At 68.3% G+C, this 23,074-nt stretch carries 20 protein-coding genes and 1 tRNA gene; 10 read left to right on the forward strand and 11 right to left on the reverse strand.

All coding sequences use genetic code 11. The features are described 5' to 3' along the window. Positions 1 to 34: 34 nt before the first annotated feature. On the forward strand, positions 35 to 391 hold the full coding sequence (locus SL003B_RS13815) for an ArsR/SmtB family transcription factor (RefSeq protein WP_013653478.1): 357 nt from the start codon (positions 35 to 37) through the stop codon (positions 389 to 391). 28 nt (positions 392 to 419) lie between these two features. Here SL003B_RS13815 and SL003B_RS13820 read toward each other — a convergent pair whose 3' ends face one another. Both SL003B_RS13820 and SL003B_RS13825 read right to left on the reverse strand, forming a co-directional pair. Then, complete coding sequence (locus tag SL003B_RS13820; protein WP_013653479.1) at positions 420 to 938, reverse strand: CreA family protein; 519 nt, start codon at positions 936 to 938, stop codon at positions 420 to 422. Positions 939 to 1,040: 102 nt separating this feature from the next. Continuing rightward, entirely contained in the window at positions 1,041 to 2,033 is a 993-nt protein-coding gene (locus SL003B_RS13825; protein WP_013653480.1) for an MBL fold metallo-hydrolase, read from the reverse strand. 368 nt (positions 2,034 to 2,401) lie between these two features. On the opposite strand from SL003B_RS13825, the gene SL003B_RS13830 reads away from it, so the two are divergent. Together SL003B_RS13830 and SL003B_RS13835 are read left to right on the forward strand one after the other, a co-directional pair. Next, the gene (locus SL003B_RS13830) at positions 2,402 to 2,869 is read left to right on the forward strand and encodes a MarR family winged helix-turn-helix transcriptional regulator (RefSeq protein ID WP_013653482.1); all 468 of its coding nucleotides are present in this window, start codon (positions 2,402 to 2,404) and stop codon (positions 2,867 to 2,869) included. 142 nt (positions 2,870 to 3,011) lie between these two features. After that, entirely contained in the window at positions 3,012 to 4,349 is a 1,338-nt protein-coding gene (locus SL003B_RS13835; protein WP_013653483.1) for a DUF2865 domain-containing protein, read from the forward strand. On the opposite strand, the gene gltX is transcribed toward SL003B_RS13835, so the two are convergent. The 4 genes from gltX to SL003B_RS13855 all read right to left on the reverse strand — a co-directional run bounded on the left by gltX (position 4,312) and on the right by SL003B_RS13855 (position 9,800). After that, complete coding sequence (gene gltX / locus SL003B_RS13840; RefSeq protein WP_013653484.1) at positions 4,312 to 5,673, reverse strand: glutamate--tRNA ligase; 1,362 nt, start codon at positions 5,671 to 5,673, stop codon at positions 4,312 to 4,314. The two genes, SL003B_RS13835 and gltX, sit on opposite strands and share 38 nt — an antisense overlap. 78 nt (positions 5,674 to 5,751) lie before the next feature. Further along, positions 5,752 to 7,440 (reverse strand): NAD+ synthase, encoded by a 1,689-nt coding sequence (locus SL003B_RS13845; protein ID WP_013653485.1) that lies wholly within the window; start codon positions 7,438 to 7,440, stop codon positions 5,752 to 5,754. A gap of 46 nt (positions 7,441 to 7,486) precedes the next feature. Continuing rightward, on the reverse strand, positions 7,487 to 8,050 hold the full coding sequence (locus SL003B_RS13850) for a response regulator (RefSeq protein ID WP_013653486.1): 564 nt from the start codon (positions 8,048 to 8,050) through the stop codon (positions 7,487 to 7,489). 367 nt (positions 8,051 to 8,417) lie between these two features. Continuing rightward, the gene (locus SL003B_RS13855) at positions 8,418 to 9,800 is read right to left on the reverse strand and encodes a class II 3-deoxy-7-phosphoheptulonate synthase (protein ID WP_013653487.1); all 1,383 of its coding nucleotides are present in this window, start codon (positions 9,798 to 9,800) and stop codon (positions 8,418 to 8,420) included. 184 nt (positions 9,801 to 9,984) lie between these two features. On the opposite strand from SL003B_RS13855, the gene SL003B_RS13860 reads away from it, so the two are divergent. After that, a complete protein-coding gene (locus SL003B_RS13860; RefSeq protein ID WP_013653488.1) occupies positions 9,985 to 10,743 on the forward strand; it encodes a VIT1/CCC1 transporter family protein in 759 nt (252 codons plus the stop codon). Between the two features lie 13 nt (positions 10,744 to 10,756). On the opposite strand, the gene SL003B_RS13865 is transcribed toward SL003B_RS13860, so the two are convergent. Then, entirely contained in the window at positions 10,757 to 11,350 is a 594-nt protein-coding gene (locus SL003B_RS13865; RefSeq protein ID WP_013653489.1) for a hypothetical protein, read from the reverse strand. A gap of 86 nt (positions 11,351 to 11,436) precedes the next feature. On the opposite strand from SL003B_RS13865, the gene SL003B_RS13870 reads away from it, so the two are divergent. Together SL003B_RS13870 and SL003B_RS13875 are read left to right on the forward strand one after the other, a co-directional pair. Then, positions 11,437 to 12,627 (forward strand): aminotransferase class V-fold PLP-dependent enzyme, encoded by a 1,191-nt coding sequence (locus tag SL003B_RS13870; RefSeq protein WP_013653490.1) that lies wholly within the window; start codon positions 11,437 to 11,439, stop codon positions 12,625 to 12,627. 202 nt (positions 12,628 to 12,829) lie between these two features. Further along, positions 12,830 to 14,344: a diguanylate cyclase domain-containing protein gene (locus tag SL003B_RS13875; protein WP_013653491.1), complete on the forward strand. Its 1,515-nt coding sequence runs from the start codon at positions 12,830 to 12,832 to the stop codon at positions 14,342 to 14,344. A 31-nt stretch (positions 14,345 to 14,375) separates the two neighbouring features. On the opposite strand, the gene gor is transcribed toward SL003B_RS13875, so the two are convergent. From gor to rpiA, 3 genes are all read right to left on the reverse strand, one after another. Next, positions 14,376 to 15,752 carry a glutathione-disulfide reductase gene (gor, locus tag SL003B_RS13880; RefSeq protein WP_013653492.1) on the reverse strand — a complete coding sequence of 459 codons (1,377 nt, stop codon included), beginning with the start codon at positions 15,750 to 15,752 and terminating at the stop codon, positions 14,376 to 14,378. A gap of 79 nt (positions 15,753 to 15,831) precedes the next feature. Further along, a complete protein-coding gene (locus tag SL003B_RS13885; protein WP_013653493.1) occupies positions 15,832 to 16,350 on the reverse strand; it encodes a DUF2059 domain-containing protein in 519 nt (172 codons plus the stop codon). An 81-nt stretch (positions 16,351 to 16,431) separates the two neighbouring features. After that, a complete protein-coding gene (rpiA, locus tag SL003B_RS13890; RefSeq protein ID WP_041375549.1) occupies positions 16,432 to 17,124 on the reverse strand; it encodes a ribose-5-phosphate isomerase RpiA in 693 nt (230 codons plus the stop codon). A 236-nt stretch (positions 17,125 to 17,360) separates the two neighbouring features. On the opposite strand from rpiA, the gene SL003B_RS13895 reads away from it, so the two are divergent. Further along, complete coding sequence (locus SL003B_RS13895) at positions 17,361 to 19,139, forward strand: methyl-accepting chemotaxis protein (protein WP_013653495.1); 1,779 nt, start codon at positions 17,361 to 17,363, stop codon at positions 19,137 to 19,139. Between the two features lie 117 nt (positions 19,140 to 19,256). After that, positions 19,257 to 19,940, forward strand: coding sequence for a phosphoglycolate phosphatase (gph, locus tag SL003B_RS13900; protein ID WP_013653496.1), 684 nt, complete (start codon positions 19,257 to 19,259; stop codon positions 19,938 to 19,940). Positions 19,941 to 19,968: 28 nt separating this feature from the next. Here the strand turns inward: gph and SL003B_RS13905 are convergent, their stop codons facing one another. Further along, on the reverse strand, positions 19,969 to 20,799 hold the full coding sequence (locus SL003B_RS13905) for an FkbM family methyltransferase (RefSeq protein ID WP_013653497.1): 831 nt from the start codon (positions 20,797 to 20,799) through the stop codon (positions 19,969 to 19,971). A 358-nt stretch (positions 20,800 to 21,157) separates the two neighbouring features. Here SL003B_RS13905 and SL003B_RS13910 point away from each other — a divergent pair. Both SL003B_RS13910 and SL003B_RS13915 read left to right on the forward strand, forming a co-directional pair. After that, a tRNA-Val gene (locus SL003B_RS13910) sits at positions 21,158 to 21,232 on the forward strand. A 394-nt stretch (positions 21,233 to 21,626) separates the two neighbouring features. Then, on the forward strand, positions 21,627 to 23,033 hold the full coding sequence (locus SL003B_RS13915) for a globin-coupled sensor protein (RefSeq protein ID WP_148259314.1): 1,407 nt from the start codon (positions 21,627 to 21,629) through the stop codon (positions 23,031 to 23,033). The last annotated feature ends 41 nt before the right edge of the window (positions 23,034 to 23,074 follow it).

Here is a 23,074-nt window from a genome sequence, read left to right on the forward strand (position 1 = left end):
TGCACAGCAGATCCATCTTTGGCATTTTGCCCGCATGCAAGTGGAAGCTCTCGAAGCCAAAGCGGAAGATGCCGCGCAGTTCCTGAAAATGATCGCGTCTCCGCCGCGACTCCTGCTCCTGTGTCACATGGCCGAGCGGGAATGCAGCGTCGGCGAACTCGCCGAGCGCACAGGCATGCGCATGCCCACCGTGTCTCAGCAGCTCAGCCTGCTGCGCGCCCAGGGCCTGGTCAACACGCGTCGCGACGGCACGACGATCTATTACCGCCTCAACAGCGATGCGGCGCGCGATGTGATGGACGTGCTGTTCCGCCATTTCTGTTCCGACACCATGGCCGGCGCCGATCCCCGACTGGTCGCGGACGAGGCAATCAAGGACGCGGCGCAGTAACGCCGCCCCGGCGCCGCGCCGCCACCGCCTACCTGCTCAGCCAGTTCCCGCAGCGCTCGGCCGGCGTATCGCCCCACGGCATGATCGGCACCGTCGACGTCGAGTTCTTCGGGCTGCCTTCGATGATCTTGTCGGAATAGACGAGATAGACCAGAACGTTGCGCTTAGCGTCACAACCGCGCACGATGCGCATCTTCTTGAACAGGAACGATCGCCGTTGGCGGAACATTTCCTCGCCCTGCTCGAACTTCTGCTTGAACGCGATCGGCCCGACCTGACGGCAGGCGAGCGAGATGTCGGATACCTCCTCGGCGACGCCGATCCATCCCGAGACGCCCCCCTTTTCCGGCACGGTGAAATGACAGGCGACGCCCTCGACAAGCGGATCGTCGATGGCATAGGTCGCCAGCTTGTGGTCGGGCGTAAGGAACTTCCACACCGTCGACTTCTTGAAGATCAGATCTGGCTCCTCCGCGGCCAGGGCAGCGGAACAGGCCAGCGACAGGACGAGCAAAAGGCCGGCCGAGGCCGCGGGGATCAGGCGCATGATTGGATTTCCGTGCTTGAGCGTCGACTCGGTCGATGTGGGGGGGCGACGACCTTTTGTCCACCCCCGTAAAACGCTCGCCGACTCAGGTCCGCGCCGCCCTCAGGCCTCGGTCTCAGCCTCCTGCGCACCGTCGTCGTCCTCCCCGCCCTGCAGGGCGTCCCAGACCTCCCGGTCGCGCGCCGCGGTCCAGATGCGCGGGTGGTCGATGCCCTGCGCCTCGTCGAAGGCGCGGGCGACGTTGAACGGCAGGCAGTGTTCGTAGATGGCGTAGGAACCGAACTTCGGGTCCATGGCGGCGCGCACCGCGTCGAACGTCGCCTTGAGGTCGAGGCCCTCGTCGACGCAGGCCGCCGCGGTGTCGCGCAGAGTCTCCAGGAACTCCCTGGTCCGGTCGAGTGCCGCGTTGACATTGTGGGCGCCGATCAGGGCGCCGCCCCGGCCCGGCATCAGCGCGGTCGCGCGGAAGGCGCGAATACGTTCGAGCGTGCGCGGCCAGTCGGCGAGATGAGCATCGCCGCAATAGCAGGCCGAGCGGTCCTCGACCAGATCCCCGGTGTACATCACATTGGCATCCGGTACCCACACGACGATGTCGCCCATGGTGTGGCCGCGCCCCAGGTGCATCAGCCGGACCTCGCGCCGGCCGAGCCGCAACGTCACCGAGGAGGCAAAAGTAAGTGTCGGCCATGTCAGGCCCGGAATGCTTTCTGCGCCGCGGAACAGGCGGGGAAAGCGGGCGTATTCGCTGTCCCAGTCCTGCCGGCCGCGCTCCTCGATCAGCCGTCGGGTCAGGTCCGAGGCCAGGATCTCGCTCGCCTGGTAGGCCGAGGCGCCGAGCACGCGGACGGCGTGGTAGTGGGTGAGCACGACATGCTTGATCGGCTTGTCGGTAACGGTACGGATCTTCTCGATGACGCTCTGCGCCATGTCCGGCGTCGCCTGGGCGTCGACCACGAGCACGCTGTCGTCGCCGACGATGACGCCCGTGTTCGGATCGCCTTCCGCCGTATAGGCGTAGCAGCCGCGGCCGATCTCGGTGAAGGACACGGTCTTGTCCTTGGTATCACCGACGGAGGCGAACTCCTTGCTCATGGGCTGTCCTCCCAGTCTCGGTTGTCGGCCCCCGGTCGCCTTCGCCGGGGTGGCGGTCCCGACGCGGATGCCGATCGCGAGCCTTCCGGTGCCCCACGATCACCGTGGCGGGCACCGATTCGCAAACGAATGCCGGGAAATCATGGCAGCTTTCCCGGCTTATCAACACCTTGAATGCGACTTGGCATCAGCTACCAAATTTCGAGACCCGATCGCACCGGCTGGACGGCACCGTCCCGTGCATGACACTCGGGATCGGTCGAAGGGACGATACGGGCCTCGACCGTGCGGGCTTTCCGGCGGCAGGCATCGAAGGCATTATCGCATAACCTGCAAGGGCGGCCGCAGCCATCGGCCAAGAGAGGATCATGACGCACGACAGCGCCACCCCCGATGACACGCTGCGCCTTGAGCAGTTCCTGCCCTACCGGCTCAGCCTCCTCGCCGAGATCGTCAGCCGGTCGCTGTCGCGCATCTACGCCGACCGGTTCGGCATCGCCATCCCCGAATGGCGGGTGGTGGCGACCATCGGCCAGTACGGCCCGATCACGGCTAAGGACGTCGGGACGCACGCCCACATGCACAAGACCAAGGTCAGCCGCGCCGTGGCAGCGTTGGAGAAGCTCGGCTACGTGGCGCGCACCCCCAACGAACGCGACATGCGCGAGAGCATCCTGACGCTGACGCCGAGCGGCCAGGCGATGTACCGCGAACTGGTTCCCGAGGCGCGCGCCTTCTCGGACGCCCTGCTGCGCACCTTGCCGCCGCAGCGCCAGGCTGACCTCGAAGACATCCTGACCCGGCTCCAGGACGCGGCCGAAACCCTGGCGCGCTGACGGACCCGATCCGCTTACGCACGGTTAACCCCGATTGCGACCCGACGTTGAAAAACCGGTCCGGGAACGGGATAGTGCCCCTTGGGGAAATTCGGGAGGCGGTGCATTCCGCGCCGCCGCATGGGACACCGGTCGGGACAGCATGACCGCGTCGAGGGTCACTCTGCTGGCATTGCTCACCGCTGCGAGCCTGTCGCTCGCCGGCACGAGCGCGCACGCGCGCACGCCAGCCTGCGACGGACTGGAACGCCAGCTCGCGCGTCTCGGCGCGGCATCCGAGCCGGGCGATCCGACCGCCCGCAAATGGGCCGAAGCGGCCCGCCAGCAGGCCGCCGCAATCTCAGCCGCCGAGCGCGATGCCCGGTATTTCCAGTGCTCCGCCCAGCCCGGAACACCGAAATGCGCCGGGCTTCTCTCCAAGATCGACCGCATGCGCGCAAACCTCGCCCGGATCGAACGCCAGCGCGACCGCAGCCCGGGCCGACGCACGGATGCCTCTGCCGAACGGCGCCGGCTGGAAAAGGCGCTCGCCGACAATCGCTGCGCCGCGCCTGCGAACCGTCCGGCACAGGCTGTTGCGCCGGAGGACTCCGGCCCGGGCGTATTCGCCCGTCTGTTCGGACGCAGCCGCGCGGCGGTGGTCGATCCGGCAACCCCCAACGGAGTGCTCATTCCGGTGCCGGGCGGCATGATGATCCAGGCGCGCCCGCAGGGGCCCGGCCTCGAGCAAACCCGTTCGCGCGCCACCCTGTCCGTCGGTCGAGAGGGCCAGTCGGCCGGCTTGCCAGCGGGGCCGACCTACCGGACCCTGTGCGTGCGCACCTGCGACGGCTATTTCTTCCCGATCAGCTTTTCCACGACCAGCGAACAGTTCGCCAACGACGCCGCGCTGTGCACCTCGATGTGCCCGGCGACCGCGACCGAGCTGTTCGTCTACCGCAATCCAGGCGGCAGCCCGGAGGAGATGACCTCGCTTGCCGGCGGGCCCTATGCCGACCTGCCCAATGCCTTCCGCTACAAGCGCGAATATGTCCAGGGCTGCACCTGCAACGCCGCGCCGGGGACGCGTACGGCAGCGATGACGCCGCTTTCGACGAGCGGCGACGACACTGGCGTCGCCGCTGCCGGCAGCGACCTGCAGCCGGTGTCCGCCATCGCGCCGGATGCGCCCGCGCTGCGCTTCAGCCGAACGCCGCTGGCGCCGGACCAGATTCCGGCCGACGCCGACCCCGATACCCGGCACAACATGGGCGAAGGCTTCGACCCGGACGAGGAGGTGACGGCGTCGATCGAAACCGCTCCGCTACCGGGGGCTCCCGGTCGGCCGACACTGGAGCTGCGGCCCTCCGTAGCCAGCCGCAGCGATGCGCCGAAGGCGGCGAACCCGACCATCGCCGACGCTCCGGCCGCAGCCGCTCCGGCGGAGGCGCCGAAAGGTCCCGTCAGGCGAGTCGGTCCGAAGTATTTCGCCGACCAATGAGCGGCAGCAGCGCCTTCATGTCCGGTCCGTGGTCGAGCCCGGTGACCGCCTTGCGCAGCGGCAGGAAGAGCGCCCTGCCCTTGCGCCCCGTCTCGGTCTTCACCGCATCGGTCCAGGCAGTCCAGGTCGCCTCGTCCCAGGGCTCGACCGGCAGCAACGCCCGCGCAGCGGTTATGTAGTCCCGGTCCGCGGCGTCGATCGCCGGTTCGACCGGCCCGGCGACGACGGTCCACCAGCGGACGGCGTCGGCGACCTTCTCGCAGTTCTCGCGCACTGCCTCCCAGAATGCCGCCCCGCCCCCGACGCCGAGCGCCGAGAGTCGGTCGCTCACCGCCTCGTAGGAGAGCGCGTGCACCAGCCTGGCATTGAGGCCGATGAGGTCTGCCGGGTCGAATTTCGCCGCCGAGCGCGACACCGCGCCAAGATCCAGCATCTCCGCCAGCGCATCGAGGTCCGCGACCGGCTCGACCGCATGGCTGGTGCCGGTCAGCACGGCGAGCGAGGCGACCGCCATCGGTTCCAGCCCCGCCTCGCGCAACGAGCCGATCGACAGCGCGCCCTTGCGCTTGGACAGCCCCTCGCCATCGGCGGTGGTCAGCAGGTTGTGGTGGGCGAAGGCCGGCGTCGCGGCGCCGAGGGCGCGCAAGATGGCGATCTGCACCGCCGTGTTGGCGACGTGGTCCTCGCCGCGGATGACATGGGAGATGGCCATGTCGATGTCGTCGACCACGGACGGCAGGGTGTAGAGATAGCTGCCGTCCTCGCGCACCAGCACCGGGTCGGACAGCGAAGCGAGGTCGACCGCCTGCGCGCCCCGGCACAGGTCGTCCCAGACGACCTCGGTGCGGTGCGGCGCAAACGGGTCGCCGTCGTGGTTGGGCAGCAGGAAGCGCCAGTGCGGCCTGCGGCCCTCGGCCTCCAGCGCGGCGCGTTGCGCCTCGCCCAGCTTCAGCGCGGCGCGGTCGTAGACCGGCGGACGGCCGAGCGCGCGGGCGCGGGCGCGGCGGCGTTCCAGTTCGTCCGCCGTCTCATAGCAGGGATAGAGCAGCCCGGCGTCGCGCAGCCGGTGCGCCGCCGCATCATAGAGCGCGACGCGCTGCGACTGGCGCTCGATCCGGTCCGGCGTAATGCCGAGCCAGGCGAGGTCCGCCTCGATCGAGCGGGCGAAGTCCTCGCGCGAGCGCTCGGTGTCGGTGTCGTCGAAGCGCAGCACGAAACGCCCACCGCTGCGCCGGGCGAACAACCAGTTGAACAGGGCCGTGCGGCTGTTGCCGATGTGGATGTGGCCCGTCGGGGACGGGGCGAAGCGGACGGTAACGGTCATACGCCTTGGGTAGCGGGGAAGCCGGCGGGAGGCAAGCGGGATGGCGGCAAGACCGCCACCGCGTCCGAGGCCCTGACGTCAGCTGCGGTCGCGGAAACGGTTGGTGATCGGGTAGCGGCGGTCGCGGCCGAAGTTGCGGCGCGTGATCTTCACGCCGGGAGGCGCCTGGCGGCGCTTGTATTCGGCGACATAGAGCAGGTTCTCGACCCGGTGGATGGTGGCGCGGTCGTGCCCCCTCGCCTCGATCTCGGACACGGCCATCTCGTTCTCGACCAGGCAGGCGAGAATGTCGTCCAGCACGTCGTAGGACGGCAGGCTGTCCTGGTCGGTCTGGTTCTCACGCAGCTCCGCGGACGGTACCTTGGCGATGATGTTGTGCGGGATGACCTCGCCGGCGGGTCCCAGCACGCCCTCCGGCCGGTTCGCGTTGCGCCAGGCCGCGAGTTGGTAGACCTGCGTCTTGTAGAGGTCCTTGACCGGGTTGTAGCCGCCGTTCATGTCGCCGTAGAGCGTGGCGTAGCCGACCGACATTTCCGACTTGTTGCCGGTGGTCACGACCATGTAGCCGAACTTGTTGGAGATCGCCATCAGCACCACGCCGCGGCTGCGCGACTGCAGGTTCTCCTCGGTCGTGTCGGCGGGGCGGCCGTGGAACAGCGGACCCAGCACCTCGGTGAAGCCGGCGACCGGGATCTCGATCGGCACCGTGTCGTAGCGGATGGCGAGCTTGCGGGCGCAGGCCTCGGCGTCGACGATGCTCGCGCGCGAGGTGTAGCGGTAGGGCATCATCACCCCGTGCACGCGCTCGGGTCCGAGCGCGTCGACCGCCATCGCCGCACAGACGGCGGAATCGATGCCGCCGGACAGGCCGAGGATGACGCCGGGAAACCGGCTCTTGTCGACATAGTCCCTGAGCCCGACCACGCAGGCCAGCCAGTTGGCCTCGTCGATCTCCGGCAGGCGTGCGAGCGGCCCTCCGGCGCAGACCCATTTGCCGTCTGCATCCCGCTGCCAGTCGGTCACCGCAAGGTCGGTGCGGAACTGCGGCATCTGGAAGGCAAGGCGCCGGTCGGCCTGCAGGGCGAAGGAGCCACCGTCGAAGACCAGTTCGTCCTGGCCGCCGAGCTGGTTGCAGTAGACCAGCGGCAGGCCGCTCTCGACCACGCGCGCGACCATCACCTGCAGCCGCTCCTCGGCCTTGTTCGCCCAGTAGGGCGAGCCGTTGGGCACGAGCAGGATCTCGGCACCGGTCTCGGCCAGGCATTCGCAGACCTCGTCGGTCCAGGCGTCCTCGCAGATCGGAAGACCGAGGCGCACGCCGCGGAAGTCGACCGGTCCCGGCATCGGACCCGGCGCGAAGACGCGCTTTTCGTCGAAGACGCCGTAGTTGGGCAGGTCGACCTTGTAGCGCACCGCCTGGATGCGGCCGGCATCGAGCAACAGGACTGCGTTGTGCAGCTTGCCGTCGTCGATCCAGGGCGTGCCAACGATCAGTGCCGGGCCGCCGTCCGCGGTCTCCCTGGCCAGATCCTCGGCCGCAGCCCGGCAGGCGCGCAAGAAGGCCGGCTTGAGAACGAGATCCTCCGGCGGGTAGCCGGCCAGCACCAGTTCCGAACACAGCACCAGATGCGCGCCCTCGGCCGCGGCCCGCGCGCGCGCCTGGCGCACCAGCTCTGCATTGCCGGCGACATCGCCGACGACCGGATTCAACTGGGCGACGGCAAGGCGGAAACGGTCGGTCACGGGCGATGGGGCGGCGTCGGTCATGGTCTTGGTGTAGCGCGCCGCCGGACCACATGCAATCGGCGCCGGCCTACAGGTAGGCGACCGGTTGCGGCAGGAACTGCGGGCGCTCCGCCGGCGCACCGGTTCGGGCGGCCGGCGTGTGGGACGCGGTACGGCTGCATGCCCCGTCCTGCGCCGCCGTCTGGCGGATATGGCGCAGTTCGAAATTGCCGAGGGTGCGCCCGAGGCGCTGCTGGCGCAGCACGACGTCGGTGATGCGGTCGTACAGCACGGCGGGCGACAGAGGCTTGGCGATGAAGCCGTGGATGCCGAGGCGGACCGCCTCGACGATGACCGGCCTGCGGGCATGGGCCGTGACGACGATGACCGGCGTGGTCGCCACCATGCGGTCGCCGTCCGCGCGCAGCAGGCGGACGAAGTCGGCCCCGCCGACCGGCGCCATGGCCCAGTCGCAGACCACCAGGTCCGGCATTCGGTCGATCACGCTTTCCAGCGCGTCCGCGCCATCGGCGGCCTCGTGGATCCGGCGGGCGCCGAAGCCGGCCAGGATCGAGCGCAGGATCGAGCGCATGTGCGTGTTGTCGTCGACGACCAGATAGGACAGGTTCGAAAGGTCGGCGCTTGCCCGCATGGGTCCCCCGTTGCGCGTGTTCTCCGCTCCGGCAGTACAAATCTTCCCTTAAGGCAGATTTAAAAAATGTATCGATAATTCCAACACTCGCAGGAATGACAAAGGGCGGCCCGAAGCCGCCCTTTGTCATTCCCGAAAGTGCTGACAACCGACAGCCTCTCCGGCGTCCTTCCGGCCAAGCGGAGCGCGAGCCGGAACCGGAGAGCCGCGGTGTCAACGATCTCAATGAAGGAGACCGGGAGGCCCCGGCTCACCGATCCCGCATCTGCGCTTCGCTGCGTGCGGGATGACGAACAGACGTTTGTCATCAAGCAGGGCGGCCCGAAGCCGCCCCTTCCCGTGTCCCGATGCGTCCGCGTGCCGCAGGTCAGCCGTTCGCGGCGATCTTCTCGTGGTCCCGGCCGAGGCGTTCCTTCTTGAGGTTCTCCGCCAGCAGGAAGGCCAGTTCCAGCGCCTGGTCGGCGTTCAGCCTGGGGTCGCAATGGGTGTGGTAGCGGTCGCCGAGCTGGTCGGCGGTCAGCGCATGGGCGCCGCCGGTGCATTCGGTGACGTTGCGCCCGGTCATCTCGACATGGATGCCGCCCGCATGGGTGCCTTCCGCCCGGTGGACGGCGAAGAAGGCCTCGACCTCCTTCAGGATGCGGTCGAACGGCCGCGTCTTGTAGCCGCCGGCGGTGATCGTGTTGCCGTGCATGGGATCGCAGGACCAGACCACGACCTTGCCTTCGCGCTGCACAGCCCGGATGAGCTGCGGCAGGTGGTCGAAAACCTTGTCGGCGCCGAAGCGCGCGATCAGGGTCAGCCGGCCCGGTTCGTTGTCCGGGTTGAGGATGTCGATCAGCTGCAACAGGCCGTCCGGCGACAGCGACGGACCGCATTTCAGTCCGATCGGGTTCTTGATGCCGCGGAAGAACTCGACATGCGCGTGGTCGGGCTGGCGCGTGCGGTCGCCGATCCACAGCATGTGGCCGGAGGTCGCATACCAGTCGCCCGACGTGCTGTCGACGCGCGTCAGCGCCTGCTCGTAGCCGAGCAGCAGCGCCTCGTGGCTGGTGAAGAAATCGGTCGAGCGCAGTTGCGGCACGCTGTCGGGCGACACGCCGCAGGCGCGCATGAAGGCGAGCGATTCCGAGATGCGGTCGGCCAGTTCCTGATAGCGATGCGCCTGCGGGCTATCCTTGACGAAGCCAAGCATCCAGCGGTGCACCTGATCGAGGTTGGCGAAGCCGCCCTGGGCGAAGGCGCGCAGCAGGTTCAGCGTCGCCGCCGACTGGCGATAGGCCATCGACAGGCGTGCCGGATCCGGGGCGCGGCCCTCGGGCGTGAAGGCGATGTCGTTGACGATGTCACCGCGGTAGCTCGGCAATTCGACGTCGCCCTGCTTCTCGGTCGGCGCGGAGCGCGGCTTGGCGAACTGGCCGGCGATGCGGCCAACCTTGACCACCGGCTGCGACGCCGCATAAGTCAGCACGACCGCCATCTGGAGGAACACGCGGAAGAAGTCGCGGATATGGTCGGGATGATGCTCGGCGAAGCTCTCCGCGCAGTCGCCGCCCTGCAGCAGGAAACCGCGGCCGGCCGCAACATCCGCAAGCTGGCGCTTGAGCGCGCGCGCCTCGCCTGCAAAAACCAGCGGCGGATAGGTCGACAGACGCTTCTCGACGTCCGCCAGGGCCTCCGTGTCGGGATAGTCCGGCACCTGCATGATCGGCTTCGATCTCCAGCTGTCCGGGGTCCACTTCTCCGCCATACCACTCACTCCTGATACGGGTCCGGGCGCGTGCCTGTTTCTTCTGTCGTCCGGCCCGGGTAACGTCCTTGCGTTCCCTTCATCGCCTGTGGAGGAAACGTGCGGCCTTATACACGGGTCTTGCCGCCAAGACCACACTTCTGCGCTGCAGCCACCGCGAGCCGAAAGCCAGCAGGATGCCGTCATGATGCGCCCGAAGGACCCGCCCCGCAACGGACTGGAGCACAGCCACGAGCCCGACGACATCGCCGCAAGACTCGACGGCGGTCCCTCCGTCAGCTACCTGCGCGACTGGGTCTATGGCGGCATCGACGGTGCGGTGACCACCTTCGCCATCGTCGCCGGTTCGCTCGGCGCCAACCTCTCGGCCTCCATCGTGCTCATCCTCGGCCTGGCCAACCTGCTCGCCGACGGCTTCTCCATGGCCGCCGCCAACTACTCCGGCACCAAGGCGGAAACCGACGACTACCGGCGACTGAAGCGGGTGGAGGAAAAGCACATCGAACTCGAGCCGGAGGGCGAGCGCGAGGAGATCCGCCAGATCTTCCGGGCCAAGGGCTACGAGGGCGAGGAACTGGAAGCGCTCGTCGCCATGATCACGTCCAGCCACAGGACCTGGATCGAGACCATGATGCTGGAGGAATACGGCCTCTCGAAGGTGCAGCGCTCACCGCTCAGGGCCGCCCTTTCCACCTTCGCCGCCTTCGTCCTGTGCGGCGCCGTGCCGCTGCTGCCGTTCCTGTTCGGCGCCCCCGCCTCGGCCGGCCTGACGACCACGGTCATGACCGCGGCTGCATTCTTCGGCATCGGTTCGGCCAAGTCACGCTGGTCGACCCAGAGTTGGTACGCCTCGGGCCTGGAGACCACCGCCATCGGCATGTCGGCCGCTGGCATTGCCTGGCTCGTCGGCTATCTCCTGCACGGCGCCTTCGGCGTGGGGTGAGACGGCGGCCCGATCAGCCGGCGCTGAGGTAGCGCACGCGCTGGTCCGACAGCAGGTCGTCGATCGCCTCGCGCAGGGCCGGGTCGAGCGCGATCGCGCGCGGGTACACCGGTGCGTCGCGGTCCTTCAGGATCGGCACGTGCCAGCCGTCGGTCGTCTGCAGGAAATGCACGATGCCGGCCTCGCCCCAGAAGGCGTGGAAGCCGGCCAGCACGCAGTCGAGATAACTCTGCAGGATCGGATGGTCGTCGTCGCCCCAGCCGTAGTGCTCGGGCCGCGAGCGGAACAGGAACATGTCCTGCGGCCCCGGCGCCGCGTCGGCGTCGTGGCGGAACGCGGCGCCGATGCCGTCGATCCGGTCGTATTTCCGCTCCCGCGCGAGCAGGGCGTCGAGGCCCTGCGCCGGCTCGTCGATCCGCACGCCGCGGAGGGTCGTGCCGGCGGCAGGCGCGACGGTCAGCGCGCAGACGCCGCGTCCGAGCTCACCCGTGCCCCAGATGCGCCATTCGCGCACCCAGCCGGAAAGGCAGCCGGGCTGCGCCCTGGCGGCGGGGGCGAGGGTGCGCACGTTGACCAGAGAGCCGTAGCCGAAATAAGACATCGTCATAGGCCGGACTCTCTATCCCCGCCGGCCGGCGGCGTCCAGATCCGCCGCGACGATGCCCGCGTCGCCTCAGCATGGAGTGTGCCGTCATGACCCCGCCGTCCCTGACCGCCGAAGACGTCGACCGGCTGCGCGCCGACACGCCGGGCTGCGCCGGCCTGATCCATTTCAACAACGCCGGCACCGGGCTTGCTCCCGCCCCGGTGCTCGACGCGGTCAAGCGCCACCTCGACCTGGAGGCCGAGATCGGCGGCTACGAGGCCCACGCGCGCGCCGAACCGGCATGCCAGGCCTTCTACACGCAGATCGCCGCCCTGCTAGGCGCCTCGCCGGCCGAGATCGCCTTCGTCGAGAACGCCACTCGCGCCTGGGACATGGCGTTCTACGGCATTTCCTTCCGCCCCGGCGACCGGGTGATCACCGGCCGGGCCGAATATGTCTCCAACTACGTCGCCCTCCTGCAGATGAAGCAGCGCGCGGGCATCGAGATCGACCTTGTCGAGGACGATGCCGACGGCCAGATCGACCTCAAGGCGCTGGAGGCCGCCATCGGGCCGCGCACGCGGCTGATTGCGCTGACCCACGTCCCGACCAACGGCGGCCTGATCAACCCGGCCGAGGAGGTCGGGGCGATCGCCCGCCGGCACGGCGTGCTCTACCTGCTCGACGCCTGCCAGTCGGCCGGCCAGCTCGCCCTCGACGTCAGGGCGATCGGCTGCCACATGCTGTCGGGCACGGGGCGCAAGTACCTGCGCGGCCCGCGCGGCACCGGCTTCCTCTATGTCGCCGGCGAAGCGCTGGACGCAATCGAGCCGCCGTTCGTCGACCTGGAGGCGACGACCTGGATCGACGCCGACCGGTACGAACTGGTGCCCGGCGCGAGGCGATTCGAAAACTGGGAGCGCTACGTCGCCGGCCAGATCGGCCTTGGCGTCGCCGCCACCCATGCCAACGCCCTCGGCATGGAGCGGCTTGAGACCCGCATCCTCGGCCTCGGCGCCCTGCTGCGCGCCGGCCTCGCCGCGCTTGCCGGCGTTTCCGTCCACGACAAGGGCCGGCGCAAGGGCGGCATCGTCACCTTCCTGGTCGAGGGCGAGGATCCGGAAGCGACCAGGGCGCGGCTTGCCCGCCAGGCGATCAACGTGTCGGTCACCAGCGCCTCCTCCTCGCGCATCGACCTGCCGCACCGCGGCCTCGAAGCGCTGGTGCGCGCCTCGGTGCACGCCTTCAACACCGAGGCCGAGGTCGACCGCTTCCTCAAGGCGGTGCGCGACCGCTGACGGCCGCATCGCCCGCCAAGCGCGTAGCGATGCGGCGGCCTGCACGTTAAAGATTGTGCCGGTTAAGGCTCCGTTTGCCACGCTTTCCCATGGGATTTTAACCGATGGTCGCTAGGGTGGCCGACGTTCCGGACGACCGGCGGATCGACACTGCCTGCAAAAGGCGGAACCGCCGGCGCGGACGAGCCGAGGGGCCCAGTTGGTGAAGACACTCGCCGCACAAGACCGTGCCACCGCGCGCTGGCGGACCCTGCGCATCTCGACCCTGGTCTATTGCCTCGCGGCGCTGCTGATCGCGCTGGCCACCGCGTCGCTCGCCTTCGTCGGCCAGATCGCCTCGCGCGAGGCCAACGACCAGGCCACCGCCAACGAACTGCGCCTGTTCGACAACGCCCTGCGCGACCGCATGCTCCTGCTCGCCCGCGACCAGCTGACCGTCGCGCGCGGGGACCGCTCGGTCGCCAACATCGCCCTGCGCTTCAACCCCGGCTTCGTGCGCTACGAATTCGTCGATTCGCTGTGGTACGAGTTCAGCCACAACCGCATCTTCCTGGTCGATCCGCGTGGCTCGTTGCTGGCAGAGGCGCGCGAGCACGAGGTCGACTTCAGCCGTCGCATCCTCGCTCCTGGAGGGGCCCTTCAGGTCATCGCAACGAATGCGGCAGCGCACTACCTGGCCAACCGGATCGCGATCGGCGACGGCTTCGGCCAGAAGAGCGTGCAGGGAGCGCGCGTCGACGAGGTCGCCGAGTTCGCCTATGCCATGGTCGACGGCAAGCCGGCGCTGATCAGCGCCATGCCGATCGTGCCCGACGACGGCGAAGTCGTCCTGCCTGACGGACCTCCGGTCGTACTCATGTCGGCGAAGTTCATCGACGACACGCTGGTCGAAGAGCTCAACGCCCAACTGTCCTTCCCCGACATGACCTTCACGGCCGGCGCAGGGGGCTTGCCCGAGGGCGTCGTCGGCCGGGCGCTCGTCGCCGCCAACGGCATGCCGATCGGCCTGTTCCGCTGGACCGGCGACACGCCGGGCCAGCATATCTGGTCGGTCGTCGTGCCGGTCATCCTGCTCCTCGGCGGGCTGATCGCGGCTGCCGCCATCGGCGTCGCCTGGAAGATCGGAACCCTGTCGACCGCACTGGAGGAAAGCGAGCGCGACAACCGCCATCGCGCCCGCCACGACCAGCTGACCGGCCTCGCCAACCGGCTGCAGTTCTCAGCGTGCCTGGACGGGGCCGTCGCGGGCCTGCCGCGCCAGCCCTTCGCGCTGATCGCCTGCGACCTCGACCGCTTCAAGGCGGTCAACGACACCTACGGCCATGCCGCCGGCGACGCCGTGATCCGCACCGTGGCCGAGCGCCTGTCCGCCACCGTCGGCGCTGCGGGCGTGGTCGGCCGCATCGGCGGCGACGAATTCGTCATCCTCGTCCACGGTTTCGCCGACCGGCCCCGACTGATGGTGCTGGCCCAGCAGATCCTCGCCGGATTGCGCCTACCCGTCACGCTCGGCGACGGCAAGGCCGCCGATATCGGCATCAGCCTCGGCATTGCCCGCGCGCCCGGCTGCGCCGCCACCGGGGAAGGCCTTATGGCGGCCGCCGACCGGGCCCTCTATGCCGCCAAGGCGCGCGGCCGCGGCCTTGCGGTGTTCGCCGAGGACCCCGACGACAATCCGCTCGACCATGCGCCGCCGCGCATCTCGGATGCCGCCTGACCGCGCCTGGATCGGGCGACTTGGGGCCTTGTCAGCCGCGCAGGCGTTCGCTCGGCTCGCGCATCGTGACCAGTTCCTCGGCCGCGGTCGGGTGCACGGCCACGGTGCGGTCGAAGTCCGCCTTGGTGGCGCCCATCGACAGCGTGATACCGAGCACCTGGGCCAGTTCGCCCGCGTCCGGCCCCATGATGTGAACGCCGAGCACCTTGTCGGTGTCCGCATCGACGATCATCTTCATCAGCATCTTCTCGTCGCGCCCGGACAGGGTGTGCTTCATCGGCCGGAACGAGGTCCTATAGATGTCGAGGTTGGGCGTGCGCGCCAGCGCCTCGTCCTGGGTCAGGCCGACGGTGCCGAGTTCGGGCTGGGAAAACACCGCAGTCGCGATCAGGCTGTGGTCGACGCTCCAGTCGCGACCGCCGAACACGGTGTCGGCGAAGGCATGGCCCTCGCGGATGGCGACCGGCGTCAGGTTGGCGCGGTCGGTGACGTCGCCGACCGCATAGATCGACGGCACCGAAGTCTGCGAGCGGGCGTCGACCTTGATCGCTCCGCCGGGGCCGACCTCGACGCCGGCCTTGTCCAGGCCGAGCCCCGCGATGTTCGGTCGCCGGCCGATGGCAAACAGGATCTGGTCGGCGACCAGCGTCTCGCCCCCCCTCGTGCGCCCGCTCAGCGTCCCGTCAGGGGCCTTCGAAATCTCCGCGAAGGTGTCGTTGCACAGAACCTTGACGCCCTTCTTCGCCATTTCCTCATGCACCGCGGTGCGCAGGTCCATGTCGAAGCCGCGCAGGATCTCCGGCCCGCGGTAGATCAGCGTCGTGTCGCAGCCCAGTCCGTTGAAGATGCCGGCGAACTCGACCGCGATGTAGCCGCCGCCGGCGACCACGACGCGCTGCGGCAGGTCGGCAAGATGGAACGCCTCGTTGGAGGTGATCACGTGCTCGCCGCCCGGCAGGTCGGCGTCGACGTTCGGGGTGGCTCCGACCGCGATCAGAATGTATTTCGCGCGCAGGGTCTTGTCGGTCGACAGCAGGCGGACCGTGTGCGCATCCTCGATCACCGCGCGTGTATCGTGCAGTTCGACGCCCGCGCGCTCCAGGTTGCGCCGATAGATGCCTTCCAGCCGGGCGATCTCGCGATCCTTGGCCTCGACCAGCCGCTCCCAGGAGAAGCGGCGCTCGCCGACGTTCCAGCCGAAGCCGGCCGCGTCCTCGAACTCCTCGGAGAATTTCGAGGCATAGACGAACAGCTTCTTGGGCACGCAGCCGCGGATCACGCAGGTGCCGCCGTAGCGGTATTCCTCGGCGATACCGACGCGCGCGCCATGGCCGGCCGCGATGCGCGCCGCGCGCACGCCGCCGGAGCCGCCTCCGATGACGAACAGATCGTAGTCGAAGTCGCTCATGCTGCCCCCTGGGCTCAATTGGACCGAAGGTTGCCGCGCGGCGGCGGCCTGCGCGGCGGCGGCCTGCTCGGCGGCGCCGTTACTGGTTGGTCGCCGCGCCGCGCTTTTCCAGTTCCTCGCGCACCATGGCGACCATTTCCGTCGACAGCCGGTCCTGCCACTGGCGCGCCGCGCCGATCGACAGTGCCGTCAGTTCCGGCGCCATGCTGGTCAACTTCTTTCCAAGGTCGGACTCGTAGAATTCGCCGATCTTGTTCAGCTCGTCTTCGGTGAGCCGGCGGGCCCACACCTCGTAGACGGTCCTGTTCAGTTCCGAACGGCGGTCGGCCAGCTTGAGCGCGACCTCGGTGGTCACCTCGTCGATGATCGGCGTCAGCGCCGGATCGGCGCGCACGAACACGGTCTTGGTCTGGTCGGCCAGGATCGGCAGGATCTCGTCGAAGGAGGACAGCGCGCCGGCGCCGACGACGGCGCGGCGGGCGGCGGCCAGGTGCGATTGGCTGATCTCCTGGGCGACGGCCTGCGGCACGCTCAGGCCGCCGGCGACCATCGCGGCAACCATCAGCGGCAGGACCGTAAAGAAATGCTTCCGTTTCATGTTCGAACTCCGTTGCCCTTGGCTTGTCATCTCGTGCGTCGATCTTCGTGCGTCGATCCGGTGCGGCGGCCTTTCGGGCGGTCAGGCGCGCGTGACCGTCGCGACGCCGTCCGGACCGGCGACGTAGGCCTTGCTCGCCAGGCCGATGAACAGCCCGTGCTCGGCCACGCCCGGAATCGCGACCAGCGCGGCGGCCAGCGCGGCCGGCGCGCGGATCTCGGTCAGCGCCGCGTCGAGGATGTAGTGGCCGCTGTCTGTGACGAAAGGATGGTCGTCGCCGCCGCGCAGACTGAGCGCACCGGACAAGCCGAGATCGGCGAACACCTTCTCCACCGCCCGCCAGGTCGCGCCGAGGCCGAACGGGACCACCTCGATCGGCAGCGGGAAACCGCCCAGCACCGGCACCAGCTTGCTGGCGTCGGCGATCACGACCATGCGCTGCGAGGCGGCCGCGACGATCTTCTCGCGCAGCAGCGCGCCGCCGCCGCCCTTGATCAGGTTCATCTGCGGGTCGATCTCGTCGGCGCCGTCGACGGTCAGGTCGAGGCTCGGCAGATGGTCGAGCGTGGTCATCTGGATGCCCTCGCTGCGGGCCAGCGTCTCCGTGCGCTCGGAGGTCGGCACGCCGACCACGTCAAGGCCGTCGCGCACGCGCGCGCCGAGGGCGCGGATGAAATGCTCGGCCGTCGAGCCGGTGCCGATGCCGAGCTTCATGCCCGGACGGACATCCTCGAGCGCCTTTTCGGCGGCCATGCGCTTCCATGCGTCGCTCATGCTTCCCTCGTCCTGCTGCGGTCGCCGCGTCCGGCAAAGTCGGACTTGAGGCCGGCCGGCCGCATCCGCGGGCCGGCAGATCCGGCTGATTAGCATGCCGTTCCGGACAGGGCAAAGGTGAACTGGCAGGGGAAATCGACATCCCGGACAATCATACTTTCGTATAGTTTAACAGTCCATTCAGCATCGTATTTCAAAATACCGCCGGGACGAAACGCTGCGAACGGAAAAACAAGATGGCCTTCCTGCTACGGAAACGACTTAACAACGACGCAAACTCTGCTCAGGCGCCCCATGTCTTTCCGACCTCGGAACCGTCGAGGAACGACCACGAAAACCGTGAAACTCCTGAAAGTGAAGACAAATCCGGCCTCTCGCACGCGCTCGACGCGATAGAGGCCGACCTGCATGTTGCGGCCGACGCGATCGGTCAGCGCGCCAAGGAGCTGCAGGGCCGGCTCGCCGACCAGCTCGACGTCCTTGAATCCATCCGCGCAGACGGCGCCGCCCTGCGTAGCCGCTCGGCGATCGCCAACGAAAACGCCTCCGAACTCGCGGCCTCGATCACCGAACTTGCCGGCTCGAGCACGCGCATCAGCCAGCAGGTCGAGCGCTCCAGCCGCCTTGCCGACGAAGCGCGCGGCGTCGCCGACGACGCCAATGCCGGCGTGCTCGAACTGAAGGCGGCGATCCAGGACATCGCCAATGTGGTGCGGCTGATTTCCGACGTCGCCAAGCAGACCAACCTGCTCGCCCTCAACGCCACCATCGAGGCGGCGCGCGCCGGCGAGGCCGGCCGCGGCTTCGCCGTGGTCGCCAACGAGGTCAAGGCGCTGTCCGTCGAGACGCAGAAGGCGACCGACGAGATCGTCGCCAATATCGAGCGCCTCCAGCACTCCGCCGAATCCAGCATCAGTTCGGTCAACCGGATCATCGACGTCATCGGCGAGATCCGGCCGAGCTTCGCCGAGGTCGAGGGCGCCGTGCAGACGCAGGTCGCCACCACCGCGGCGATCGGCGAGCGGGCGAGCGAGACCGCCCGCTTCGTCGAGGAGGTCGCCGCCAGCATCGAGACCATCGAGGCCGCCACGGTGAAGGCCGAATCCAGCGGCCAGGCGGCCAGTTCGTCCAGTTCCGAGATGGCCGCCGCGGTCGGGGCGCTCGGCCACCGCTTCACCATGATGATCCGCCAGAGCGCGCTCGGCGACCGGCGCGTGGAGGACAGGCTGCCGGTCAAGATCGGCGGCCGTCTCTCTCTTCACGGCCGGATTTCGCCTGTCGAGACGCGCGACCTGTCGCATTCGGGCGCGCTGGTCACGGGCGACAACTTGCCGGCCCCGGCCTGCCCGGTCGACGCGACGCTGACCCTGGACCAGATCGGCGAGATCGGCATCCGGGTGCTCAACGCGTCCGAGAACGGCCTGCACTGCCAGTTCACCCGCCTGTCGGACGCCGTCCGCGACGCGGTCGATCGCCGGCTGCAGAAGATCAAGGACGAGAACGCCGCCGCCGTCGCCCGCGCCCAGGACGGCGCCGCCCAGATTTCGCGCGCCATGACCGAGCTGGTGGACAGCGGCCGGCTGTCGCTGACGGACCTGTTCGACACCCAGTACCGCCCGATTCCCGGGACCAATCCGCAGCAGTTCGAGACGCGCTCGCTCGCCCTGCTCGAGGAGATCCTGCCGCCGATCCAGGAACGCATCGTCGTCATGGACGGCCGCATGGCCTTCTGCGCGGCGGTCGACCGCAACGGCTACCTGCCGGTGCACAACAAGGAATACTCCAAGCCGCAGCGGCCGGACGACCCGGCCTGGAACGCCGCCAACGCGCGCAACAAGCGCATCTTCGACGACCGCGCCGGCCTGAGCGCCGGCCGCAACACGCGGCCCTTCCTGATCCAGAGCTACGCCCGCGACATGGGCGGCGGCAAGGTGGTGTGGATGCAGGAGATCGACGCGCCGATCGTCGTCCACGGCCGCCACTGGGGCGGCTTCCGCACGGCCTACCGGCTGTAGTAGGCCGCCGGCCGCGCGCCCCCATCCTCGTCGTCGGGGTGGCCGGCGCAGGGCTCTTGTCCTTTTCCCTCCGAGGCCCTACAGGCCTTCGGCAGCGCAACGCTTCCGGAAGCCGCCATGTCCGTTCTCGTCTTCGATCTCGACGGCACGCTGGTCGACACCATCGCCGACCTGACCGCCACGCTGAATGCCGTGCTGACCGGCGCCGGCCATCCGGCCGTGCCGGTCGAGACGATGCGCGTGGCCGCCGGCCAGGGCGCGCGCGTCATGCTACGCGAAGGGCTGGCGCTGTCGGGGACGCGTCTTGCCGAGGAGGAGATCGATCCGCTCTACACGGCATTCCTCGCCCATTACGAGGCCCATATCGCCGATTTCAGCCGGCCGTTTCCCGGCGCCGTGGCGGCGATCGAGGCGCTGCGCGCCGAGGGCTGGCGCTGCGCGGTGTGCACCAACAAGCTGGAGCGTCTCGCCCGCCCGCTGCTCGACGCGCTCGACCTGACGCGGCTGTTCGAGGCTGTGGTCGGCGGCGACACCTTCCAGCGCGCCAAGCCGCACGCCGAGCCGGTGCTCGGCGCCATCGCGCGCGCCGGCGGGGCGGCACGCGGCTCGGTCATGATCGGCGACTCGGCGACCGACATCAACGCCGCGCGCGCCGCCGGCCTGCCGGTGGTCGCGGTCGATTTCGGCTATACCGCGATCCCGGTCCGCGACCTCGGCCCCGACCGGATCATCTCCCACTACGACCGCCTTGCCGAGGCCGTCGCCGCGGTCAGCCGGGGCGTGGCGATGGGGCAAAACTGACCGTCCTTTGCGACCGCCGGACGCGTCTTCAGGTAATCACGCTGAGCCGTTCCCGGATCCTTTGGCAGTATGCCTCCATGTCGGCGATCTGCCGCCACAGGATGGCCGGATCGATGATGTCCTGACGGATGACACGCCCCTTCCGAACCGCAACCAGGTCCGTCACGGCCGAATGCTCCAGCACGTTGCGCTGGATGACGGCTGCGTACTCGGTTACCGGTTCGAGCCAATCGACCTTCACGAACTCATACAGATCCCAATCCTTGTGGAGTTCTTCGAGCAAATCGACCGGGTTCACCCGGCTGTGCACCGCCAGCGTGAACGTGTTGAATTCGAAGAACACGACGTCCGCCTTGCCGTTGAGCCCCCGGAAGACGTCTCGCTCGAAGCCTTCGACATCGACTTTCACGAAATCGAACTTCTCGATTCCCTTGGACTGGGCATAGCTCGACAGCGAAACCATGTCGGTCGAGGCATTGCTGCTGCCCGGTACCATGTGTCCGTAGGCGGAGCTTTCGACAAATGCGACCTTGCCGGGACGGTCGGATACCGCGGCGTTGACGGGAACGATCCTGGTCCTTGCGGTATTTTTTCGCAGAAGCCCGAAGATGTTCGGCCCGGGTTCGAAGGCATGGATGGCGGCATTGGGAAACATCCGCGCCATCAGCAGCGCGGTAAACCCGATGTTCGCCCCAATATCCGCGAAGACATAGGATTCGTCGGCCTTGTAATGCGCACGCAGGAAGTTCAGCAGATGGGGCTCTGGCTCCGGTTGGGCGATCACATGGCGAACGTAGCTATCGTTCTCGGACAGCCCAGAAAGGCCAAAGCCATGAGCTTGAAACTTGTAGTGCCCCATAGCGGCCTCCGGAATTCATGGGTCACCTTGGATGCTCTCTTTCCGATTGTCAATTTAATATCTTTGCAACTTTGGATTCCTCTCCAGGAAGGATGATCAACCGGCTTGACCGTCTCGAATGCCTGCCGGTTGGCACTCGCAGTTCGGACCGGAGGCAGTGAAGAATCGGGCCGGCAGCCCGGGTCCGCGGGGCGTGGCTCAACCGAAGCTCCTTGTGCTGGACCTACGGAAGGCCGCGTCGTCGAACGCAGCCGATACGTGGGGAAGGCGCGCTCCTCGACGGCCCCGAAAAATGAGCGAAGGGTATTGCACCCGAGCCGCAGATCCATTAGACGTCCGCCACCAGCCGACAGGCTTGGGGCGATTAGCTCAGCGGGAGAGCGTTCCGTTCACACCGGAAAGGTCACTGGTTCAATCCCAGTATCGCCCACCATCCCTTCCCGATCCCGGCCCCTCTCCGAACGACCCGTCCCGATCCCCGCGTCATCGCGGTTCCGCATGCGGTCCATCTTCACGCCCTGCCGGTTGCCTCCAGATGATCTGCGCGCAAGACCTGCCACGACTGCGCAGTGACGCTACCGTGGCGTGCGAAACGATTGCAGGTCAGACGTCTCAGCAGTTTTCCCGACCCATCGCAGCCGCTCGGATACAATCGCGCCACGACCACGCGGCCGAGCATTGTCACAAATACTTATTTCTTTGAAAAAGAATGTTTTTCACGAATGGCGGCATCCGTCAAAAACCTTACATTAAACATAAATTAAAAGCTCATGCCCAACCCTCACGCTACGACACTTCAAGACTGAGGGCGAGCTTCGATGCAGGACATGACGGGCGACACAACTGTACGGTTGCGCTTTGCGCGGATCGACGACCAGACGCGGGCGATCCTCAACGAGCTGTGGCCGCTGGTGCGCGACGCGCTGCCGCAGGTGCTCGCCAACTTCTACCGGCACGTCCAGGGCGAACCCCACCTCGCCGCCCTCGTCGGCGACCGCCAGGACATGCTGAAGAAGGCCCAGGAGGTCCACTGGGCGCGCCTGTTCGGCGGCGCCTTCGACCAGGCCTATGTCGACAGCATCGACCGCATCGGCCGGGCCCATGTGCGCATCGGCCTGGAGCCGCGCTGGTACATCGCCGGCTACCAGTATGTCCTCAACGAGCTGGTCGGCCTCGTGCTCAGGCGCCACCGCTTCTCGCCGTCGAAGGCGCACCGCGCCGTCCGCGCGCTGAACCAGGCGGTGCTGATCGACCTCGACTTCGCCCTGTCGACCTACCAGCAGGTGCTGATCGAGCAGCGGGAGGCGCATGCCCGCCAGATCGGCAAGGCCATCGACGTGTTCAAGGCCAAGGTCGAGATGTCGATGGGCACGGTCGACCGCAGCGCCGAGCACATGACCGCCCAGGCCGGTGGCCTATCGTCGATGTCGCACTCGGCCATGGAGGAATCGCTGTCCGCCTCGGCCTCCTCCGAGCAGACCACCGTCAACATCCAGACCATCGCGGCGGCGACCGAGCAGCTGTCCAGCTCGATCGCCGAGATCTCGCGCCAGATCACGGGCGCCTCCGACGTGGCGCGGCGCGCCAACGGCGAGGCGGACAGCACGGCGGTCGAGGTCGGCCGCCTGTCCGACTCGGCGCAGAAGATCGGCGACGTCATCAGCCTGATCCAGGCGATCGCCGAACAGACCAACCTGCTCGCGCTCAACGCCACCATCGAGGCCGCGCGCGCGGGCGAGGCCGGCCGCGGCTTTGCCGTGGTGGCCGCGGAAGTGAAGGAACTGGCCACCCAGACGTCCCGGGCGACCGAGGAGATTTCCGCCCAGATCGCTGCCATCCAGGCGGCGACGTCCAATGCCGTGCGCTCGATCGGCGCCATCTCCGATACGGTCAGGGAAGTCGACACCGTGACGGCGACCATCGCCGCCGCGGTGGAGGAACAGGGCGCTGCGACGCGCGAGATCTCGGCCAACATCCAGAGCGCGGCGGCCGGCTCGCAGACCCTGTCGGGCAACGTTGCCCGTGTCAACGACACCATCACCGCCGCCGGCAGGGCGGCAGAGGGCTTCCTGGCGGCGTCCGAGGACCTGAAGGCCTGTTCGGCGCAGATCGCCGAGGACGTGCGCGAATTCTTCCTCGCCCTGCGCACCGGCCCGCTCGACCGCCGCAAGGGCCAGGACCCGTCCTATTCCGGCCCGGAGCGCCGGCGCGACCACACCGCCCGCGCCGCCTGAGGGCGGCCGGGACGCCCCCCCTGCGACCGCCCTTGGCCGCC

Origin of the sequence: Polymorphum gilvum SL003B-26A1, from assembly GCF_000192745.1 — a bacterium.
GTDB classification, from domain to species: Bacteria; Pseudomonadota; Alphaproteobacteria; order Rhizobiales; family Stappiaceae; genus Polymorphum; species Polymorphum gilvum.

Coding starts and splice junctions, on each gene's coding strand:
- gph (WP_013653496.1), top strand. CDS start 19,257: ATGTCCGTTCTCGTCTTCGATCTCGACGGCACGCTGGTCGACACCATC.
- SL003B_RS13830 (WP_013653482.1), top strand. CDS start 2,402: ATGACGCACGACAGCGCCACCCCCGATGACACGCTGCGCCTTGAGCAG.
- SL003B_RS13905 (WP_013653497.1), bottom strand. CDS start 20,799: ATGGGGCACTACAAGTTTCAAGCTCATGGCTTTGGCCTTTCTGGGCTG.
- SL003B_RS13850 (WP_013653486.1), bottom strand. CDS start 8,050: ATGCGGGCAAGCGCCGACCTTTCGAACCTGTCCTATCTGGTCGTCGAC.
- SL003B_RS13885 (WP_013653493.1), bottom strand. CDS start 16,350: ATGAAACGGAAGCATTTCTTTACGGTCCTGCCGCTGATGGTTGCCGCG.
- SL003B_RS13845 (WP_013653485.1), bottom strand. CDS start 7,440: ATGACCGACGCCGCCCCATCGCCCGTGACCGACCGTTTCCGCCTTGCC.
- SL003B_RS13915 (WP_148259314.1), top strand. CDS start 21,627: ATGACGGGCGACACAACTGTACGGTTGCGCTTTGCGCGGATCGACGAC.
- SL003B_RS13835 (WP_013653483.1), top strand. CDS start 3,012: ATGACCGCGTCGAGGGTCACTCTGCTGGCATTGCTCACCGCTGCGAGC.
- SL003B_RS13870 (WP_013653490.1), top strand. CDS start 11,437: ATGACCCCGCCGTCCCTGACCGCCGAAGACGTCGACCGGCTGCGCGCC.
- rpiA (WP_041375549.1), bottom strand. CDS start 17,124: ATGAGCGACGCATGGAAGCGCATGGCCGCCGAAAAGGCGCTCGAGGAT.
- gor (WP_013653492.1), bottom strand. CDS start 15,752: ATGAGCGACTTCGACTACGATCTGTTCGTCATCGGAGGCGGCTCCGGC.
- SL003B_RS13820 (WP_013653479.1), bottom strand. CDS start 938: ATGCGCCTGATCCCCGCGGCCTCGGCCGGCCTTTTGCTCGTCCTGTCG.
- gltX (WP_013653484.1), bottom strand. CDS start 5,673: ATGACCGTTACCGTCCGCTTCGCCCCGTCCCCGACGGGCCACATCCAC.
- SL003B_RS13815 (WP_013653478.1), top strand. CDS start 35: ATGCAAGTGGAAGCTCTCGAAGCCAAAGCGGAAGATGCCGCGCAGTTC.
- SL003B_RS13825 (WP_013653480.1), bottom strand. CDS start 2,033: ATGAGCAAGGAGTTCGCCTCCGTCGGTGATACCAAGGACAAGACCGTG.
- SL003B_RS13895 (WP_013653495.1), top strand. CDS start 17,361: ATGGCCTTCCTGCTACGGAAACGACTTAACAACGACGCAAACTCTGCT.
- SL003B_RS13865 (WP_013653489.1), bottom strand. CDS start 11,350: ATGACGATGTCTTATTTCGGCTACGGCTCTCTGGTCAACGTGCGCACC.
- SL003B_RS13855 (WP_013653487.1), bottom strand. CDS start 9,800: ATGGCGGAGAAGTGGACCCCGGACAGCTGGAGATCGAAGCCGATCATG.
- SL003B_RS13860 (WP_013653488.1), top strand. CDS start 9,985: ATGATGCGCCCGAAGGACCCGCCCCGCAACGGACTGGAGCACAGCCAC.